At 68.9% G+C, this 14772-nt stretch carries 12 protein-coding genes and 1 riboswitch; of the genes, 8 read left to right on the top strand and 4 right to left on the bottom strand.

Annotation, left to right across the window (positions count from 1 at the left end; translation table 11 throughout):
• Window positions 1-36 precede the first annotated feature (36 nt).
• From AC5LXX_RS26810 to AC5LXX_RS26790, 5 genes are all read left to right on the top strand, one after another.
• The gene (locus tag AC5LXX_RS26810) at window positions 37-744 is read left to right on the top strand and encodes a chemotaxis protein CheW (protein WP_493411662.1); all 708 of its coding nucleotides are present in this window, start codon (window positions 37-39) and stop codon (window positions 742-744) included.
• Window positions 741-3050, top strand: a complete 2310-nt coding sequence (locus AC5LXX_RS26805; RefSeq protein ID WP_493411661.1) for a hybrid sensor histidine kinase/response regulator — start codon at window positions 741-743, stop codon at window positions 3048-3050. Before AC5LXX_RS26810 ends, AC5LXX_RS26805 begins: the two co-directional genes overlap by 4 nt.
• A complete protein-coding gene (locus AC5LXX_RS26800) occupies window positions 3047-4066 on the top strand; it encodes a chemotaxis response regulator protein-glutamate methylesterase (protein WP_493411660.1) in 1020 nt (339 codons plus the stop codon). Before AC5LXX_RS26805 ends, AC5LXX_RS26800 begins: the two co-directional genes overlap by 4 nt.
• A 49-nt stretch (window positions 4067-4115) precedes the next feature.
• Window positions 4116-4219: riboswitch (Fluoride riboswitch) on the top strand.
• Between the two features lie 79 nt (window positions 4220-4298).
• Complete coding sequence (locus AC5LXX_RS26795; RefSeq protein WP_493411659.1) at window positions 4299-5540, top strand: voltage-gated chloride channel family protein; 1242 nt, start codon at window positions 4299-4301, stop codon at window positions 5538-5540.
• 80 nt (window positions 5541-5620) lie between these two features.
• A complete protein-coding gene (locus tag AC5LXX_RS26790) occupies window positions 5621-6202 on the top strand; it encodes a hypothetical protein (RefSeq protein ID WP_493411658.1) in 582 nt (193 codons plus the stop codon).
• A gap of 18 nt (window positions 6203-6220) precedes the next feature.
• On the opposite strand, the gene AC5LXX_RS26785 is transcribed toward AC5LXX_RS26790, so the two are convergent.
• A complete protein-coding gene (locus AC5LXX_RS26785) occupies window positions 6221-6934 on the bottom strand; it encodes a riboflavin synthase subunit alpha (protein WP_493413422.1) in 714 nt (237 codons plus the stop codon).
• Between the two features lie 211 nt (window positions 6935-7145).
• On the bottom strand, window positions 7146-9008 hold the full coding sequence (locus AC5LXX_RS26780; RefSeq protein ID WP_493411657.1) for an ABC transporter ATP-binding protein: 1863 nt from the start codon (window positions 9006-9008) through the stop codon (window positions 7146-7148).
• A gap of 499 nt (window positions 9009-9507) precedes the next feature.
• On the opposite strand from AC5LXX_RS26780, the gene AC5LXX_RS26775 reads away from it, so the two are divergent.
• On the top strand, window positions 9508-10389 hold the full coding sequence (locus AC5LXX_RS26775; protein WP_493411656.1) for a Dyp-type peroxidase: 882 nt from the start codon (window positions 9508-9510) through the stop codon (window positions 10387-10389).
• A gap of 104 nt (window positions 10390-10493) precedes the next feature.
• Here the strand turns inward: AC5LXX_RS26775 and AC5LXX_RS26770 are convergent, their stop codons facing one another.
• The gene (locus tag AC5LXX_RS26770; RefSeq protein ID WP_493411655.1) at window positions 10494-10895 is read right to left on the bottom strand and encodes an OsmC family protein; all 402 of its coding nucleotides are present in this window, start codon (window positions 10893-10895) and stop codon (window positions 10494-10496) included.
• Window positions 10896-10953: 58 nt separating this feature from the next.
• On the bottom strand, window positions 10954-11901 hold the full coding sequence (locus tag AC5LXX_RS26765; protein WP_493411654.1) for a LysR family transcriptional regulator: 948 nt from the start codon (window positions 11899-11901) through the stop codon (window positions 10954-10956).
• A gap of 485 nt (window positions 11902-12386) precedes the next feature.
• Between AC5LXX_RS26765 and AC5LXX_RS26760 the strand changes: the two genes are divergently transcribed.
• Window positions 12387-13451 (top strand): helix-turn-helix domain-containing protein, encoded by a 1065-nt coding sequence (locus AC5LXX_RS26760; protein WP_493411653.1) that lies wholly within the window; start codon window positions 12387-12389, stop codon window positions 13449-13451.
• Window positions 13400-14716 carry an Nramp family divalent metal transporter gene (locus tag AC5LXX_RS26755; protein ID WP_493411652.1) on the top strand — a complete coding sequence of 439 codons (1317 nt, stop codon included), beginning with the start codon at window positions 13400-13402 and terminating at the stop codon, window positions 14714-14716. The genes AC5LXX_RS26760 and AC5LXX_RS26755 overlap by 52 nt, the downstream gene beginning before the upstream one ends.
• The last annotated feature ends 56 nt before the right edge of the window (window positions 14717-14772 follow it).

The raw sequence follows: 14772 nt of genomic DNA, 5'->3' as shown, positions 1-14772 counted from the left end.
GGAACGGGACCGACACCGCGATGACCAGAGAAACTCATGAACCGCGCCGCCGCTGCCATTGACGATACGACGATCGACGTCGACGATTGCTGGAACCGGATCGGCACGCGCGGCGACCGCTCGTGCGAGCGGCTGAACGACTGCCTGCGCTGCCTGAACTGCCCGGTCTACGCATATCACGCGGCGAAGCTGCTCGAGCGTCCGCTCGACGCCGCCGAGCGGGCCGACGCGACGCGCCGGATCGGCGCGTTCGGCGTCACGCACGCGGGCGGCGACGACGGCGACACGCATCATGCGGCGCTGGCGTTCCGCGTGGCCGACGAATGGCTCGCGCTGCCGATCGGCGTGCTGCGCGAGATCGCCGGCACGCGCCCGATTCATTCGCTGCCGCATCGCCGCAATTCGGCCGTGCGCGGTGTGGTCAACATTCGCGGCACGCTGCGCATCGCGATCTCGATCGGCGCGCTGCTCGGGCTCGATGCAGGCAAGGGCGGCAACCGCGATGGCGACGGCCGTTTCACGCGGCTGCTGGTCGCTGCGCACCAGGGTGAACCGGTCGTGTTTCCGGTCGACGAAGTCGAGGGCGTGCTGCGCTTCGGCGCATCCGACTGGGTGCCGGTGCCGGCGACCGTCGGGCGTGCGAGCGCCGGCCTGTCGCGCGGCGTACTGTCGTGGCGCGGCAAGTCGGTGGGCCTGCTCGACGACGATCGGCTGTTCGACGCCGTGACACGGAGCATGCGATGAGCGGCGATGACGACCTGAGCCACCTGTCGCTGCTCGAGCTGTATCGCGAGGAGACGCGCACGCAGACCCAGGCGCTGTCCGAGCGGCTGCTCGCGCTCGAATCGGGCGAGCCCGACTCCGTCGCGCTCGAAGCCTGCATGCGCGCCGCGCATTCGCTGAAGGGCGCCGCGCGCATCGTCGGCGTGCCGCTCGGCGTCGACATCGCGGGGCGGATGGAGGAATGCTTCGTCGCCGCGCAGGCCGGCACGATCTCGCTGACGGCCACGCACGTCGACGTGCTGCTCGCCGGCGTCGATTTGCTGGTGCGCGTCGGTGATCCGCAGGCGCAGCCCGTGACGCCGACCGAGATCGACGTGTTCGCGGCCGCGCTGACGGGCGCCGACGGCGCACAGACGATGCAGGCGCCTGCCGCGATGCCGCCGCCGGCGCCGCCGTCGGTCATGCCGTATCGCGACCACGACGGTGCCGCGAACGAGCCGGTCGGCGCGAGCGCCGCGGTGCCGCCGCTCGCCGTGTCGGGCGCGGTGCCCGATCCGGCGCAGGCCGGCCGCGTGGCCGGTGCCGGCGCGATGCGCCGCGTGCGTGCCGATACGCTGAACCGGCTGCTGAGCCTGTCGGGCGAATCGCTGGTCGAATCGCGCTGGCTCAAGCCGTTCGCCGAGTCGATGCTGCGCGTGAAGCGTGCGCAGCGCGACGCGGCCCGTTCGCTCGACCTGATGGTCGAACAATTCGCCGATGAGCTCGATGCCGGCATGCTCGCGTCGATGAACGAAGTGCGGCACATGCTCAACGATCTGCAGCGTTCGCTGGCCGAGCGCATGGACGAATTCGACCGCTTCGAGCGGCGCAGCACGCATATCGCCGAGCAGCTGTACGACGAGGCGCTGCAGTGCCGGATGCGGCCGTTCGGCGACGCGACGCGCGCGTATCCGCGCATCGTCCGCGATCTCGCGCGCTCGCTCGGCAAGCAGGTGCGCTTCTCGATCGTCGGCGAGGGCACGCAGGTCGATCGCGACATCCTCGACCTGCTCGACGCGCCGCTCGGCCATCTGCTGCGCAACGCGATCGACCACGGCGTCGATTCGCCCGACGCGCGGCGCGCGCGCGGCAAGCCAGCCGAGGCCAGCGTGACGCTGGAGGCACGCCACAGCGCCGGCTCGCTGCTCGTCAGCGTGATCGACGACGGGCCGGGCGTCGACATGGACGCGCTGCGCGCGGCCGTCGTGCGCCAGCGCCTGACCGACGACGAGACCGCCGCGCGGCTGTCCGACCCCGAGCTGCTCGAATTCCTGCTGCTGCCGGGCTTCTCGATGCGCGATGCGGTGACCGACGTGTCGGGGCGCGGCGTCGGCCTCGACGCGGTGCAGGAGATGGTGCGCGGCGTGCGCGGCGCGGTGCGGATCTTCAACGAGCCGGGCGCGGGCATGCGCTTCGTGCTGCAGCTGCCGCTCACGCTGTCGGTGATCCGCAGCCTGCTCGTCGAAGTCGGCGGCGAGCCGTATGCGTTCCCGCTCGCGCACGTGCGCCGCACGCTCGAACTCGCGCATGCCGACATCGACGTGCTCGAAGGGCAGCCGCATTTTCCGTTCGACGGCCGGCGCGCGGGCCTGGTCGCCGCGCACCAGCTGCTCGACGCGGGCGAGCCCGACGCCACGCGCACCAGCACGGCCGTCGTGGTCGTCGGTGCCGAGCCCGAGCTGTACGGCGTCGCGGTCGACCGCTTCCTCGGCGAGCGGATGCTCGTCGTGCAGCCGCTCGACAGTCGCCTGCACAAGATCCAGAACATCGCGGCCGGCGCGCTGCTCGAGAACGGCGATCCGGTACTGATCGTCGACGTCGAGGACCTGATCCGCTCGGTCGACAAGCTCGTGCGCGGCGGGCAGCTTGCGCGGCTCACGCGCGACCCGCAGCTCGCGCTCGCCGATCGCCGCCGCCGCGTGCTCGTCGTCGACGATTCGCTGACGGTGCGCGAGCTCGAACGCAAGCTGCTGGAAAAGCGCGGCTACGACGTGACGGTCGCGGTCGACGGGATGGACGGCTGGAACGCGGTGCGCAGCGACGTGTTCGATCTGGTCGTGACCGACGTCGACATGCCGCGCATGGACGGCATCGAACTCGTCACGCTGATCAAGGGCGACCCGATGCTCAAGCGCGTGCCGGTGATGATCGTGTCGTACAAGGATCGCGACGAGGATCGCCGCCGCGGGCTCGATGCTGGCGCCGACTACTACCTCGCGAAAAGCAGCTTCCACGACGAGGCGCTGCTCGACGCCGTGCACGACCTGATCGGAGGCGCGCGCGGATGAACATCGGCATCGTCAACGACCTGCCGCTGGCCGTGGAGGCGCTGCGCCGCGTGATCGCGCTGCGCGCGGACCACCGCGTGCTGTGGGTCGCGACCGACGGCGACGAGGCGGTGGATTTCTGCGTCGCCCATCCGCCCGACGTCGTGCTGATGGATCTCGTGATGCCGAAGGTCGACGGCGTTGCCGCGACGCGCAGGATCATGGCGCGCGCGCCGTGCGCGATCCTGATCGTGACGGCGAGCGTCAGTGCGAACACGTCGTCGGTGTACGAGGCGATGGGGGCCGGCGCGCTCGATGCGGTCGACACGCCGACGCTCGCGCTCGGGCTGTCGGCCGACGCGTCGCCGCAGGCGCTGCTCGCGAAGATCGACCAGATCGGCCGGTTGCTCGAAAGCCGGACGGCGGCGCTCGTCCCGCCGGGGCCGGCGCCCGCGCGCGGCCAGCCGACGCTCGTCGCGATCGGCGCGTCGGCGGGCGGGCCGACCGCGCTCACCGCGCTGCTGCGCGCGCTGCCGGCCGATTTCCCGGCCGCGCTCGTGATCGTCCAGCACGTCGACCAGGCGTTCGCGTACGGGATGGCCGAGTGGCTCGACGGCTATACGCGGCTGCCGGTGCGCGTCGCGCGGCAGGGCAGCGTGCCGCAGGCCGGCGAGGTGCTGCTCGCGGCGACCAACGATCACCTTTACGTGTCGCCGCGCGGCGTGCTCGGCTATACGCAGCATCCGGTCGAGACACCGTACCGGCCGTCGATCGACGTGTTCTTCAACAGCGTTGCCGACGGCTGGCAGGGCGACGCGCTCGGCGTGCTGCTGACGGGCATGGGGCGCGATGGTGCGCTCGGGCTGAAGGCGATGCGCGCGAAGGGCTGCTACACGATCGCGCAGGACGAGGCAACCAGCGCTGTCTACGGGATGCCGAAGGCGGCCGCGGCGATCGGCGCGGCGTCGGCGATCCTGCCGCTCGAGCGGATCGCCCCCCAGCTGGTTTCGCGCATCACGCGCCCGCTGCGCGACTGACGGCGCGCCGGGGCTGCATTGCCGGCGATGCACGGCGTCGCGTACAATGGCCGCCTGCGGAGATGGCATGCCTCCCTGCGGTCGTTCCCGGCGCGTTGCGCGCGGTGCGGCCCTCAACCGCCGGTTCGCCCGGCTGATGATGCCTGCGTGTTCCTGGGTCGTCAGGAGGTCGCAGGCCGTCGATGCGGTATTCTGCCGCCCAGGTTTTGATGTTCAGTCGAATCTGGAAATCATGTTTTTCACGACTTCTTCCGATCTTCTCGCGACCGTGCGCTACGTGTGCCGCTGGCTCGCGCTTTCGGCGCTGCTCGGCGCGCTCGCCGGCACGGCTTCCGCGCTGTTCCTGATCGCGCTCGACTGGGCGACCGGCACGCGCGTCGCGCATCCGTGGCTCCTGTGGGGGCTGCCGGCCGCCGGTTTTGCCACCGGCTGGATCTATCACCGTTTCGGCCAGTCGGTCGCGCGCGGCAACAACCTGCTGATCGACGAGATCCACGACCCGAAGGCGCTCGTGCCGAAGCGGATGGCGCCGCTCGTGCTCGTCGCGACCGTCGTCACCCACCTGTTCGGCGGCTCGGCCGGCCGCGAGGGCACGGCCGTGCAGATGGGCGGCGCGCTGGCCGATCGCATCACACACGTGTTCCGCCTCGATCGCGAGCATCGCCGCGTGCTGCTGATGGGCGGCATCGCGGCCGGTTTCGCGTCGGTGTTCGGCACGCCGCTCGCGGGCGCCGTGTTCGGGCTCGAGGTGCTCGCGATCGGGCGCGTGCGGTACGACGCGCTGTTGACCTGCGTCGCGTCGGCGATCGTAGCGGACGTCGTGTGCCGCACATGGGGCGTGCATCACGCGGCCTATGCGATTCCGTTCGTGCCGGCCGTGTCGGCGACGGGGCTGGCCGTGACGATCGTCGCGGGCGTCGCGTTCGGCGTCGTCGGGCGGCTGTTCGCGTTCGCGACGCATGCGCTGACCGCATGGTTCCGGCGCGTCGTTCGCTACGCGCCGCTGCAGCCGGTGCTCGGCGGCCTGCTCGTCGCGGCGGCAGCCACCGTGCTGAACGTGCCGCAGTATCTCGGCCTCGGCATCCCGACGATCGAAGCGGCATTTCACGGCCCGCTGCCGCTGTACGATTTCGCGGGCAAGTTCGCGTTTACGGTCGTCACGCTCGCGTCGGGGTTCAAGGGCGGCGAAGTGACGCCGCTGTTCTACATCGGCGCGACGCTCGGCAACGCACTCGGCCAGGTGCTGGCGCTGCCGGTGCCGGTCCTCGCGGGGCTGGGGTTCGTCGCGGTGTTCGCGGGCGCGGCCAACACGCCGATCGCGTCGACGATCATGGCGATCGAACTGTTCGGCGCGGACATCGGCGTGTACGCGATCGTCGCGTGTGTCGTCGCTTATCTGTTTTCGGGGCACGCGGGGATTTACCGCGCGCAGCGCGTGGCGGTGGGGAAGGGGACGCAGGCCGAGGTGGAATGAGGCGGGGGCGAACGTCCGTCCCCATCGGCCGAGCGGTGTTTCAGTTCACTGCATGCCGGACGTCAACCTGGAGACATTCGATGACGCTGGACGACTTTCTGACCGAAGCGAAACGCCTTGCCAGGCCATGCCGTCTCTACCGCTTCGCGGACGACGGCGAATCCGTCACCGGCTACTGGCATGGGGTCGACGCCGGCGCGTCGTGCATCTCCGTCGAACGTGACGGCACCTGGCTGAACGTGTACCTCGACGAAAGCGGCACGGGCGGCCGCGTGGAGATTTCCGCGCAACCTGTCCGCTCCGACCGCCCGCTGTGCCGATCCGACGCGATATCGCTTCCGCCGGTCGACGCGCTGTTCCGCTTCGGCTCCGCCGCGATCGGCGCGTACCTCGCTTCACACGGCTGGCAGCGCGACTGGGGATTCAACGGCAACTTCAAGGGCGCGGCCGCGCACGTCTACGAGCGCGAGTGGATGGCGCAATGTCCGCTCTACACGGGCGGCGTGGTGGCCGTCGCGGGCGGATGGAACATGCCGTGGCCCGATGACGGGGACGAGCCGATCGACCTCGATCTCGTCCTCTGGACGTTCGAGGAAGCGGAGCCGTGGGTCGAGGTGTTTGCCGACGGCGGCCGGTACTCGGTGATCCAGCGGATCACCTAGCACGCGGGTAATCAGCCTTTACTGCTTCGGCAGCTTCGCGACATTGCGCGCCAGCAGTTCCTCGATATCGATGCCTTTTTCCGCCAGCAGCGCGGTGACGACGCCGTTCAATTCGCCGAGCGTTTCCTTGACCGATTCGCGGATCGTATCGACGACGACCTGGGTGCTGCGCTCGATCTCGATGTTGACCTTGTCGTTGACGCCCTTTGCATCGAACGTGGTCGCGCGGCGCGTTTCGGGAATCAGCCAGACGTCGAACCAGCCTTCGTCGCGATTGACGTCCGACACGGTGAGGCTGCAGCCGTTGATCGCGATGTAGCCTTTCGCGAACACATAGCGCTTGAACTCGGCAGGCACGCCGATGCGGATCATCCGGTTGTGCTCGGACGATGCGATGTGCAGGATGGTCCCCGGGAAATCGACGTGACCGGACAGCGGATGCCCGCCGATCTCCGCGCCGTCCTTCGCGGCCCGCTCGACGTTGACCCGGGCGCCGGTCGTGAGGTCGGCCAGCGTGGTGATCCGCAGGCTCGGCAACATGATGTCGAAGTCGATCAGCTCCGGCGAATGGATCGTCGTCACCGTCAGGCAGACGCCGTCGACCGACACGCTGGCGCCGATCTCGATCTCGTCGGTGAAGCGCTCGGGGAATGCGATGCTGAACGTCCTCAGTTCGCCGTGATCCTTGATGGCGTTGATGGTGCCAACACCCTGAACAATGCCTGTAAACATGGTCTGCCTTTCGTCGCGAATTGCCTGGCCGACATGATAAGTGATCCCGGCGGCGGACACTTGCGCGGCGCGCGGTTCGGCGCCGCCGGGCAAGTGTCGCGGGCAAAAAAAGGCCGTGCGCATGGCACGGCCTCGATCCGGAACCGATTGCCGCCGACATGGCCCGGGCGGCGCTGACCGCGCCGCCGGGCCGTGTCGCGACACGCTTGGGTCAAGCCTCCGCCGGCTCCCCCAGCGGCCCGGCTTCATCGTTCGCCACGCGCCGAGGCGTATCCGCGAGCCCCTTCGCGAGCTCCAGCGCCTGCCGCTCGAACAGCCGGCGGTAGATACCGCCGTCGATGCGGATCAGCGCGTCGTGGTTGCCTTCCTCGATCACCTTGCCGCGATCGAGCACCAGCAGCCGGTCGAGCGCGCGCACGGTCGATAGCCGGTGCGCGACCACGAGCGTCGTGCGGCCGACCATCAGCCGCTCCATCGCCTGCTGGATCAGCAGCTCGCTTTCGCTGTCGAGGCTCGACGTCGCTTCGTCGAGAATCAGGATCGGTGCATCGGCGAGGAATGCACGCGCGATCGCGACGCGCTGGCGCTCGCCGCCCGACAGCTTGATCCCACGTTCGCCGACGAGCGTGTCATAGCCGTCCGGCAGTGCGGCGATGAAGTCGTGCGCGCTGGCGAGACGCGCGGCGCGCTCGATGTCGGCGCGGCTCGCATCGGGGCGCGCATACGCGATGTTCTCGGCCAGCGTACGGTGGAACAGCACGGGCTCCTGCTGCACGATCGCGATCTGGCTGCGCAGCGAATCCTGCCGCACGCGCGCGATGTCCTGGCCGTCGATCGTGATGCGGCCGCCCGACACGTCGTACAGGCGCTGGATCAGCTTGATGAACGTCGTCTTGCCCGATCCCGAGTGGCCGACGAGGCCCACGCGCTCGCCCGGCGCGATGCGCATCGAGAAGTCGTCGTACAGCGGCACCGGATGGTTGCCGTAGCGGAACGTCACGTGCTCGAAGCGGATCTCGCCTTGCCCGATCCGGATGGCCGGCGCGTCGGGGCGATCGTCGATGCCGAGCGGCTGGCGTTCGAGCGCGACGAGTTCCTCCATGTCGTTCACCGAGCGCTGCAGGTTGCGGATGTGCATGCCGACGTCGCGCAGGTAGCCCTGCAGCATGAAGAACATCGTCAGCGCGAACGCGATGTCGCCGACGCTCGCCTCGTCGTTCACCCACAGCCGCAGTGCGACGCCGATCATCGCGGCCTGCATCGCGACGAGCATCGCACCCTGCAGCCCGCCGTTGAACGTGCCGCGCACCCACGTGCGGCGCGTGCGCTGCCGCCACTTGCCGATCACGCGTGCGAGCCGCGCTTCCTCGCGCGTTTCTGCGCCGAATGCCTTGACCACGGCATTGCAGCTCACGGCGTCGGCGAGCGCGCCGCCCATGCGCGTATCCCACAGGTTGCCGAGCCGCGCGGCCGGCGCGACGATGCCGAGCGACACCGCGACCGTCACCGAGATGTACAGCAGCGACCCCGCGCCGACGACGAGCCCCATCACGGGCCAGTGCGTGCCGAGCAGCGCGGTGGCGCCGACCAGCATCGCGACCGACGGCAGCAGCGCGATCAGCACGGTGTCGTTCAGCAGGTCGAGCGCCCAGATGCCGCGCGTGATCTTGCGCACGGTCGAGCCCGCGAAGCTGTTCGCGTGCCAGTCGGTCGAGAAGCGCTGCACGCGGTGGAACGACGCGGCGGCGATCTCGCTCATCATCTTCAGCGTGAGCGTGATGATGTTCAGGTACACGCCCTGGCGCAGCACCGTCGCGCCGAGGCTGAGCGCGGCGAGCGTGCCGAACGCGACGAGGGCCGAATGCCACGCGGCGGCGCGGTCGGTCAGGCCGGTCGACAGCGTATCGACGAGGCGGCCGGCGAACAGCGGCGTGAGGACGTCCGCGAGCGCGGCGAGCAGCGCGAAGCCCGCGACCGTGGCGGTGCGCGCCGGCTGCTTGCGCCAGTAACGAAGGGTGAAGCCGAAGACGGCCTGGAATGCGTGGCCGCCCAGATGGGCAGTTTTTCTGGTCATTTATCGTTGCCCGGCGCATCGCGCGACGGGACTTTCCGGTTCGGAGAACGTCGAAAACGCAACAGCCGGGCCGCGCGGAAAACGCGGGCGGAGCGAAAAACGGGCTGTCGGGAAAAGCGCGGCTGACGGGTTAGCGGAAAACTCGGGAGCCGGCGCGGACGGCGGGCTGGATCAGCTGCGCCGTGGGACCACGTTCGAGAAGGTGGCTGGCATTCGGAACATCTGCACCTCCTCTGAAGTGAACGTTGAAAGGACGCCGAAAAGACGTGAAAAGATTCTATCAGCAGTGTACGGCGCGCTGCAACGTCTGACGAATGCGGCGTTGCGGCGTCGATACGGTTAGTATTCAGGGTTTCGGCCCTGCTTTCGCGGGCGTTCCGCGGCGCGGCAGCGCAGGGGCCGGCAGGGGCATCGATTACACTTCGGCGTCCACGGCGCACGATGGTGCGGCCCCGCAGATTCACCCCAGATTTACCCCCGATACACACCTGAGGAAACGATGAGCGACGTTCAGCAAGGCATCCTGGCTCCGATCGACACGGCAGCCCGATACCTCACTTTCACGATTTCGAATGACGGCAACGTGGCAGCGGCGCTGGCCGCGCTGCGCGAGATCGTCGACGGACGCGACACGGTCGTCGGGTTCGGACAGTCGCTGGCCGCACACCTCGGGCGTCCGGTGCCGGGCCTGACCGACTTCCCGGCGTTCGCGGTGAAGGACCGCACGCTGCCGGCCACGCCGGCCGACGTGTGGGTCTGGCTGCGCGCCGACGACCGCGGCGAGATCGTGCTGCGTGCGCGGGCGATCGAACGCGCGCTCGCGCCGGCATTTGCGCTGCAGGATGCCGTCGATGGGTTCCGCTATTCGAACGATCGCGACCTGTCCGGTTACGAGGACGGCACCGAGAACCCGGAAGGCGACGACGCGGTGGCCGCGGCGGTCGTGACGGGGCAGGGCGCGGGGCTCGACGGTGCGAGCTTCGTCGCCGTGCAGCAGTGGCTGCACGACTTCGACCAGATGGAGCGTATTCCGTCGGGCGACATGGACAACATCGTCGGGCGCCGCCGCTCGGACAACGAGGAGCTCGACGACGCGCCCGAGTTCGCGCACGTGAAGCGCACCGCGCAGGAAAGCTTCGAACCCGAGGCGTTCATGCTGCGGCGTTCATCGCCGTGGTCGGACGCGCGCCGCGCGGGCCTCTACTTCGTCGCGTTCGGCTGCTCGTTCCGCGCATTCGACGTGCAGATGCGCCGGATGAGCGGCGCGGACGACGGGATCGTCGACGGCCTGTTCCGCTTCACGCGGCCGCTGACGGGCGCGTATTTCTGGTGCCCGCCGATGAAGGGCGGCAAGCTGGACCTGTCCGCGCTCGGACTGTAAACGCCGGGCAGCAACGACGAACGGGCGGGTCGCGCATCGTGCGCGGCCCGCCCGTTTTGCATGTCACGCGGCGATCGCATGCCGCGTGTCGCTTGCGGCACGTATCAGTTCAATGACGTTTCGATCCGCGTGCCGCGCTTGATGAACTGCGTCACCGGCGTCTTCTCGCAGATTTCCGCGAGACGCTGGCGTTGCGCATCGTCGAGCGGCCCGTCGAGCGTCACGACGCGGCGCACGTACTGCGCGCCGTCGCGATCGGCATGCAGCTCGGTGCGCACGGCGATGCGCGTGGCCGGCCACGTCTTGCGCTGCATGTACATGCGCAGCGTCGCGGCCGTGCATTGCGCGAGACCGGCCAGCACGAATTCGTACGGCGCCGGCCCGCGGTCCTGGCCGCCTTCGCGCGGCGCTTCGTCGCCGGTCAGCGCGTGCGTGCCGGCCTGCAGCTGGACGACGTAGTCGGGTGCGTTCGCGTCGAGCACGGCGGCGGCATGGATGAGCGACATGGCAAGTCTCCGGTAGGCGGGAAGTGGAAAGCGGGCGCCGCACGGCGGCGCGCAGCCGTCAGCATACCGTCCCGGCGTGCGGCGATGCGTCGGCGGCGCCGGCGCTGCTGCGCACGAGCGCGGCGATGCGTTCGCGTACCCACTGGTGCGCGCGATCGGTGTCGCGCGATTCGTGCCAGTACGCGAGGAGCGGGAACGGCTTGAGCCGCAACGGCAGCGGCCGCACGACGATCGGCAGCAGCGCGGCCATGCGCAGCGCATAGGTGTGCGGTAGCGTGACCAGCAGGTCGCCGGCCGCGGCGATCTGGCACGCGGCGAAATAGTGCTGGCAGGTGAGGCGGATATCGCGGAAGCGTCCGTCGTTGCCGAGCAGCACGTCGAGCGATTGCGGTTCGCCGAGCGACGACACCGCGATGTGCTGCGCCGCGAAATAGTCGCTGCGCCGCAGCGGCGTGCATGCCAGCGGATGATCGCGCCGCAGCGCGACGACGAGCGAATCGTCGAGCAGGTGCTCGGTCGCGATGCGCGGGCCCGTCTGCACGCGACGATCGACGACGAGGTCGGCATTGCCCGATGCGAGTTCGCGCTCGATGTCGGGCACCGCGATGCGACGGCTCACGAGCCGCAGGCCCGGCGCTTCGTCGGCGAATGCCGCGACGATCCGCGGCAACGCAATCGATTCCAGCACGTCGCGAATGCCGACGGCGATGCTCAGGTCGAGCGTCGCGGGATCGAATGCCGACGGATCGCGCACGGTGCGTTGCAGGCCCTTCAGGTGCAGTTGCACGTCCGCGATGATTGCGCGTGTGCGTTCGGTCGGCGCGACGCGATTGCCTTGGCGCACGAACAGCGGATCGTCGAAATGCGCACGCAGCCGGTTGAGGGCATGCGTGACGGCCGGTTGCGTGAGATGCAGCGCGCGGGCGGCCGCGCCGATGCCGCCGTGCACGTAGACGGCGTCGAGCACGCGAAACAGGTTCAGGTCGAGACGATGATCGGCGGGCACGGAGCGCGGCTGTCGTGGTGAACGGTGGATCGATTCTAAAGGATGCACGGGCAACGGATGCGCGGCGTGTCGTGTGTGCCGATCGAGTGCGTTCGATGCGTATCGATGCCGTTCGAACCGGTTCGCGCGCGCGGCGTCATCCGGTGCGCGGTGCATCACGACACATGCATCGCCACGCAAGACGGCCGCAACGATCGGCCGCATTGCATGCGTGATTCTGTGCCGGCATACCGGCAATGTGCGACAGCCTGTAGTAATCCGCCATCATGCTGTCCGCGTCGGCCATTTCGTGCCAAAGGCGCTACCCGTTCGGCTAAGATGCCGTCGCTTCATATTTCGGGATAGCCGTCCTGTCGCACGCATTCAAACCAAATATAAGCCTGACAGTTCGACGGTATTAGAAGAAGTCGAACAAGTCGGGGGCTTGGCCAGTGAATGCAGCAGATGAGCGGTGGGTCGTTATCTATTTGAGTACGGGTTTTTCGTTGGCCCAGGCCGCGCGTCTCGGCGAGGCGTTCAACCTGGCGAATCGCCTGCAGCCGTACAGTGCGGATTACCAGCTGAAATACGTATCCGAAAGCGGGGGACTGTTGCAGTCGTCGTCCGGCGTGAGAATTGCGGCCGATCCGCTCGGTGACGAGCATGGTCGTCGCGCACTCGCGTTCTTTCATCTTCACGGCGATCGCGCGGCCGTCAATTGGGATGACGCGCTGCAGCGGCGCCTGACCGACATTCGCCGGCATGCGCGCTGGATCGTCGATGCGATGGACCTGCCCGCGCTCGCGGCTACGCAAGGGCCGTCGTCCGCGATCGACGTGCGGCCCGGCCGCGGCGGGCGCCGTGCCGCGACGACGGTCGAACTGCAGGCCGGCGAGACCGACGTGTTCGCTGCCGCGCTCGACATGTTCCGCGTCGATCTCGGCGACAGCGCCGCGCAGGAGATCGCCTGCAACATGATGCGGCCGGTCGAGCAGCGCTATGCACAATCGATGTGGGCGTTTCGCGAACTGAGCGCGAGCCCGCCGATCCGGATGTCGGCGCAGCGGCTGCGCGCGCAGAGCGTGAACCGCATCTCGATCGCGAGCGCTGCGCAGGCCGCGGCGATGAGCGAGCGCAATTTCCTGCGGCGCTTCAAGAAGGAGATCGGCGTGACGCCGACCGAGTTCGTCCAGCACGTGCGGCTCGAGCGTGCATGCCACATGCTGATTCATACGACGCTGCCGGCCGACAAGGTGGCACGGCGTACCGGGTTCGGCAGCGGCGAGCGGCTCGCGAAGCTGTTTCGCCAGCGCCTGCTGATGTCGCCGACCGAATTTCGCGTCGCCGAGCGGGAGCGGATCCTGAATCACGGCACCGTGCCGCTCGATGCGGACGACGCTTCCGGCGCCGCGTCGTGCGACAGCGAGGGGATGAGTTGCGACGCGTGTATTGACGCGCACGAGAAAACGGGACGGATACCCGTAAAATCGGCCTGTCGCGATCTCGATTCCCGGTTTCCATGCCCTTCCTCCCCACTACCGCCACCGCCCCTTTCTGCCCGTCGGAAGTAAAGGGCAGCATCACCATCGACGCCGGCGCGCCGCGCTGGCAGAAGCTCAAGCGGTTCTTCGGCCCCGGCCTGCTCGTCGCGATCGGCTACATGGATCCCGGCAACTGGGCGACCGACATCCAGGCAGGCTCGCAGTTCGGCTATTCGCTGCTGTGGGTCGTCGCGTTCTCGAGCCTCGCGGCGATCTTCCTGCAGATGCTTGCGGCGCGGCTCGGCCTCGTCGCGGGCAAGGATCTCGCGCAGGCCAGCTATGACCGCTACGGCCGGTTCGGCCGCGTCGTGCAGTGGGTGACCGCCGAAGTGTCGATCATCGCGTGCGACATCGCGGAAGTCCTCGGCTGCGCGCTCGCGTTCAAGCTGCTGCTCGGCGTGCCGCTCGCGTGGGGGATCGTGCTGACCGCGCTCGACACGATGATCGTGCTCGGCCTGCAGGGCAAGGGTTTCCGGCAGATCGAGGCGATCGTGCTCGGGCTGATCGCGACGATGGCGTTCTGCTTCGTCGCGCAGGTCGCGATCACGCCGCCCGACTGGCATGCGGTGGTCGGCGGGCTCGTGCCGGGCGATCCGGGCCACGACCGCAAGGACGCGATCGTGCTCGCGCTCGGCATCGTCGGCGCGACGATCATGCCGCACAACCTGTACCTGCATTCGTCGGTCGTGCAGACGCGGCGTGTCGTCGGCGGCGCGCGCGGGACGATCCGCGACACGCTCGCGCTCGTGCGCATCGATACCATCGTGTCGCTGTTCGTCGCGATGCTCGTCAACGCGGCGATCCTGGTCGTGGCCGGCGCGGCGTTTCATGCGACCGGCCAGCACAACGTGACCGATATCGAACAGGCCTACAAACTGATTACGCCGATCGCGGGCGGCGCGGCCGCGCTGCTGTTCGGCATCGCGCTGCTCGCGTCGGGGCAGAGCTCGACGCTGACCGGCACGATCGCCGGCCAGGTGATCATGGACGGCTTCCTGCATACGAAGATCCCGTGCTATCAGCGCCGGCTGATCACGCGCGGCCTCGCGCTCGTGCCGGCGCTGATCGGCGTGCTGTGGCTCGGCGACGGCTCGGTCGGGCAGCTGCTCGTGTGGAGCCAGGTGCTGCTGAGCCTGCAACTGCCGTTCGCGATGTGGCCGCTGATCCGCTCGGTCAGCGATCGCAACACGATGGGCGAGCACACGATCGGACGCGGGATGCAGGTCGCCGCGTGGGCGCTGTTCGTCGTCATCACCGGCACGAACCTGTTGTTGATTACCGGCGTCGCCGGCTGATACAGCCTGTCACAGGCTGACACAGCCGCGGTGCGCGCATGCGGTAAACTGCGGCC

The sequence above is a fragment of the Burkholderia torrens genome (genome assembly GCF_984668525.1).
This window is presented reverse-complemented; position numbering and strand designations above follow the sequence as displayed.